Source organism: Pseudomonas sp. UBA6276 (assembly GCF_002438365.1).
Taxonomy (GTDB): Bacteria; Pseudomonadota; Gammaproteobacteria; order Pseudomonadales; family Pseudomonadaceae; genus Aquipseudomonas; species Aquipseudomonas coleopterorum.
The window spans coordinates 1-4,450 of record NZ_DJUS01000131.1 but is presented as its reverse complement, the minus strand read 5'-3'; the positions used below and the strand labels follow the sequence as shown (position 1 = coordinate 4,450).

The following is a 4,450-nucleotide window of genomic DNA, read 5'->3' as shown; positions in this document are numbered from 1 at the left end:
CCGTTCACCGAAGAGCCGACCCTGATTCTGGTCTGCGACATCATCGAACCGTCGACCATGCAAGGCTACGATCGCGACCCGCGCGCCATTGCCCACCGTGCCGAGGAATACCTGAAGTCGACCGGTATCGGTGACACCGTGTTCGTCGGTCCCGAGCCTGAGTTCTTCATCTTCGACGAAGTGAAGTTCAAGTCGGACATCTCCGGCTCCATGTTCAAGATCTTCTCGGAACAGGCTTCCTGGATGACCGACCAGGACGTCGACGGCGGCAACAAGGGCCACCGCCCAGGCGTGAAAGGCGGATACTTCCCAGTGCCACCGGTCGACCACGACCACGAAATCCGTACTGCCATGTGCAACGCACTGGAAGAGATGGGTCAGGTCGTCGAAGTTCACCACCACGAAGTGGCGACTGCCGGCCAGAACGAAATCGGCGTCAAGTTCAACACCCTGGTCGCCAAGGCCGACGAAGTGCAGACCCTGAAGTATGTCGTGCACAACGTTGCCGACGCCTACGGCCGCACCGCTACCTTCATGCCCAAGCCACTGTACGGTGACAACGGCTCGGGTATGCACGTGCACATGTCGATCTCCAAGGAAGGCAAGAACACCTTCGCTGGCGAAGGCTATGCCGGTCTGTCCGATACCGCCCTGTACTTCATCGGCGGCATCATCAAGCACGGCAAGGCGCTGAACGGCTTCACCAACCCGTCGACCAACTCCTACAAGCGTCTGGTCCCAGGTTTCGAAGCACCAGTGATGCTGGCCTACTCGGCTCGCAACCGCTCCGCTTCGATCCGCATTCCTTACGTCAACAGCCCTAAGGGCCGTCGTATCGAAGCCCGCTTCCCGGATCCGGCAGCCAACCCGTACCTGGCCTTCGCGGCCCTGCTGATGGCTGGCCTGGACGGTATCCAGAACAAGATCCACCCTGGCGATGCCGCCGACAAGAACCTGTACGANNTGCGGCAGCCTGAAGGAAGCCCTGGAAGAACTGGACAAGGGCCGTGCGTTCCTGACCAAGGGCGGCGTGTTCAGCGACGACTTTATCGATGCCTTCATCGCTCTGAAGAGCGAAGAAGAAATCAAGGTTCGTACCTTCGTACACCCACTGGAATACGACCTGTACTACAGCGTCTGATCCCTGTGATGTGACAGAAAGGCCACCCTCGGGTGGCCTTTTTTCGTTGCGCGGTTGCCACAGCCGCGGTGCACCCGACCTGCCATTTGCTCTATGCTGGCCTTCATGCAAGCGCCACTCAGAGAAGTTTCCATGCGCTCACCCCTAGCCTCTCTTTTACTGCTGTGTTCGCTGCCTGCCGCCGCGCAGATCTACAAGTACACCGATGCCCAGGGCAACACCGCCTACAGCAACCAGCCTCCCGAGGGGCGTGCGAGCCAGACGGTCGAACTGCCGCCGCTCAACAGCGTCGAGTCGCCGCGCAAGTCGGCGCCGGTGACCCTGCCCAGCACGGCCGTCCAGGTGCCGCAGACTCAGTACAGCCAACTGGAGCTGACCGGCCTGCCGAGCGACGAAGCCCTGCGCGCCAACAACGGTACCTTCGACGTCGGCGTAGCGATCGTGCCCCGTCTACGCTCGGGGGACCGGCTGCGCCTGGTCCTCGACGGCCAGCCCTACGGCCAGCCGACCAACGTGCCGCGGTTGCAACTGGTGAACGTCGATCGTGGTGATCACAGCCTGGCGGTGCAAGTGGTCGACAGCCAGGAAGCGGTCATCCAGGAAAGCGCCACCGTTACCTTCACGGTGCAGCGGGTCCACCTTCCATGAGGTATTGGGCACTGCTCTGGCTGGCCTTGAGCACCGCGTCGGCCCAGGCTGCGGTGTACACCTACGTGGACGCCAATGGCAACCGGGTGTTCACCGACCAGCCCGGCAAAGGCGCCGAACGCGTGCCGATGCCGACACGCTCCGGCACCAGCGCACCGGCGACCGCCACACCGCCACGCACCGGCAAGGTGGCCGTTCCGACTAAATCGACGGTGATGCGCTATCAGATGCTGCGCATCCTCGGCCCGCTGCCGGACACCGCCGTGCGCGAGGAAGACGGTTCACTGATCGTCACCCTCACCAGCGAGCCGGCCTTGCAGCCGAACCATCGCTACCGCCTGCTGCTGGACGGTGAAATCGCGCAGGCCCCAGGCCGCAGCCCGGTATTCGCCCTGAGCAACGTTGACCGCGGCACCCATACCCTGGCTGCCGAGATCATCGATCAGGACGACCACGTGATCGAGCGCACACCTGCACAGCCGGTCCATCTGCAGCGCATCTCGCTGATCCAGAAACGCCGTGTCCATCCTTGCCGGAATGCCGATTACGGCGTACGTCCGGAATGCCCGCTCAAAGACAAACCCGAAGACGACTGAGCCGCGACCCGGCGGCTAACACTGGCGCACTCGATTGGTGCACTATCACGGCTGCCGAGAGTCGGAACGTGCCATTTTGGTTCGTCCTGGCGACATGCCACGGGTTTTCGCGCAGACGCTGAGCACCTGTGGCACTCATTTGTACGATCGGCGCTTCTTTTCGGAGCCTTGGTTTGGTTCTTGCATTTTCCCTGCACCAGCGAGTTTGTTTCGCGCGCGAACCCGGGCATTGCCGCGGGCGCCCTGTGCCAAAAGAGGTCACCTGTCCCCATGACCATCAGCGATGCCCTGCACCGACTGTTACTCGACAACCTCACCACTGCCACCATTCTGCTCAATGCCGACCTGCGCCTTGAGTACATGAACCCCGCAGCCGAGATGTTGCTGGCGATCAGCGGCCAGCGCAGCCATGGTCAGTTCATCAGCGAACTGTTCACCGAATCGACCGAAGCCCTGAATTCCCTGCGCCAGGCCGTCGAGCAGGCGCACCCCTTCACCAAGCGCGAAGCGATGCTGACCGCGCTGGCCGGGCAGACGTTGACGGTCGACTATGCCGTGACGCCGATCCTCAGCAACGGCGCGACCTGGCTACTGCTCGAAGTGCATCCGCGCGATCGCCTGCTGCGCATCACCAAGGAGGAGGCGCAGCTGTCCAAGCAGGAAACCACCAAGATGCTGGTGCGCGGCCTGGCCCACGAGATCAAGAACCCGCTGGGCGGCATCCGCGGTGCTGCCCAACTGCTGGCCCGCGAGCTGCCCGAGGAAAGTCTCAAGGACTACACCAACGTCATCATCGAGGAAGCCGACCGCCTGCGTAACCTGGTCGACCGCATGCTTGGCTCGAACAAGCTGCCCTCGCTGGCCATGACCAACATCCACGAGGTATTGGAGCGCGTGGCCAATCTGGTCGAGGCTGAAAGCCAGGGTTGCATCACCTTGGTGCGCGACTACGACCCGAGCATTCCCGATGTCCTGATCGACCGCGAACAGATGATCCAGGCGGTGCTCAACATCGTGCGCAATGCCATGCAGGCCATCAGCGGCCAGAACGAGCTGCGCCTGGGCCGTATCAGCCTGCGCACCCGCGCCATGCGCCAGTTCACCATCGGCCACGTGCGCCATCGCCTGGTCAGCAAGATCGAGATCACCGACAACGGTCCGGGCATTCCGGCCCAACTGCAGGAAACCATCTTCTACCCCATGGTCAGTGGCCGTCCCGACGGCACCGGCCTGGGGCTGGCCATTACCCAGAACATCATCAGTCAGCACCAAGGCTTGATCGAATGTGAAAGCCACCCCGGCCACACCACCTTTTCGATCTTCCTGCCGCTGGAACAAGGAGCCGCTTCGTCATGAGCCGTAGTGAAACTGTCTGGATCGTCGATGACGACCGTTCCATCCGCTGGGTACTGGAAAAGGCCCTGCAGCAAGAAGGCATGACCACCCAGAGCTTCGACAGCGCCGATGGCGTCATGAGCCGGCTGGCACGCCAGCAGCCCGACGTGATCATCTCCGACATCCGCATGCCCGGCGCCAGCGGCCTGGACCTGCTGGCGCGCATTCGCGAACAGCATCCGCGCCTGCCGGTAATCATCATGACCGCCCATTCGGACCTGGACAGCGCGGTGGCTTCCTACCAGGGCGGAGCTTTCGAGTACCTGCCCAAGCCGTTCGACGTCGACGAGGCGGTCTCGCTGGTCAAGCGCGCCAACCAGCATGCCCAGGAACAGCAGGGCCTGACCGAAGTCCCGGCATTGACCCGCACGCCCGAGATCATCGGTGAAGCGCCGGCCATGCAGGAAGTCTTCCGCGCCATCGGCCGACTCAGCCACTCCAACATCACCGTGCTGATCAACGGCGAGTCGGGCACCGGCAAGGAACTGGTCGCCCACGCCCTGCACCGGCACAGCCCACGGGCCGCATCGCCCTTCATCGCGCTGAACATGGCGGCGATCCCCAAGGACCTGATGGAGTCGGAGCTGTTCGGCCATGAAAAGGGCGCCTTCACCGGCGCGGCCAACCTGCGCCGTGGCCGTTTCGAACAGGCCGACGGCGGCACGCTGTT

General features: G+C 62.9%; 5 protein-coding genes. All 5 read left to right on the top strand.

Features of this window, described 5'->3' with window-relative positions; all coding sequences use genetic code 11:
- A partial coding sequence (gene glnA, locus B2V21_RS15550) for a type I glutamate--ammonia ligase (RefSeq protein ID WP_422662679.1) occupies positions 1-1,155 on the top strand: 1,155 nt, incomplete at its 5' end.
- 118 nt (positions 1,156-1,273) lie between these two features.
- On the top strand, positions 1,274-1,789 hold the full coding sequence (locus tag B2V21_RS15545) for a DUF4124 domain-containing protein (RefSeq protein WP_049861722.1): 516 nt from the start codon (positions 1,274-1,276) through the stop codon (positions 1,787-1,789).
- Positions 1,786-2,385, top strand: coding sequence for a DUF4124 domain-containing protein (locus tag B2V21_RS15540; RefSeq protein ID WP_286917326.1), 600 nt, complete (start codon positions 1,786-1,788; stop codon positions 2,383-2,385). Before B2V21_RS15545 ends, B2V21_RS15540 begins: the two co-directional genes overlap by 4 nt.
- A gap of 270 nt (positions 2,386-2,655) precedes the next feature.
- On the top strand, positions 2,656-3,741 hold the full coding sequence (gene glnL, locus B2V21_RS15535) for a nitrogen regulation protein NR(II) (protein ID WP_043191452.1): 1,086 nt from the start codon (positions 2,656-2,658) through the stop codon (positions 3,739-3,741).
- Positions 3,738-4,450 (top strand): sigma 54-interacting transcriptional regulator (locus B2V21_RS15530; protein WP_286917325.1); only part of this gene is annotated, 713 nt, incomplete at its 3' end. The genes glnL and B2V21_RS15530, both read left to right, overlap by 4 nt.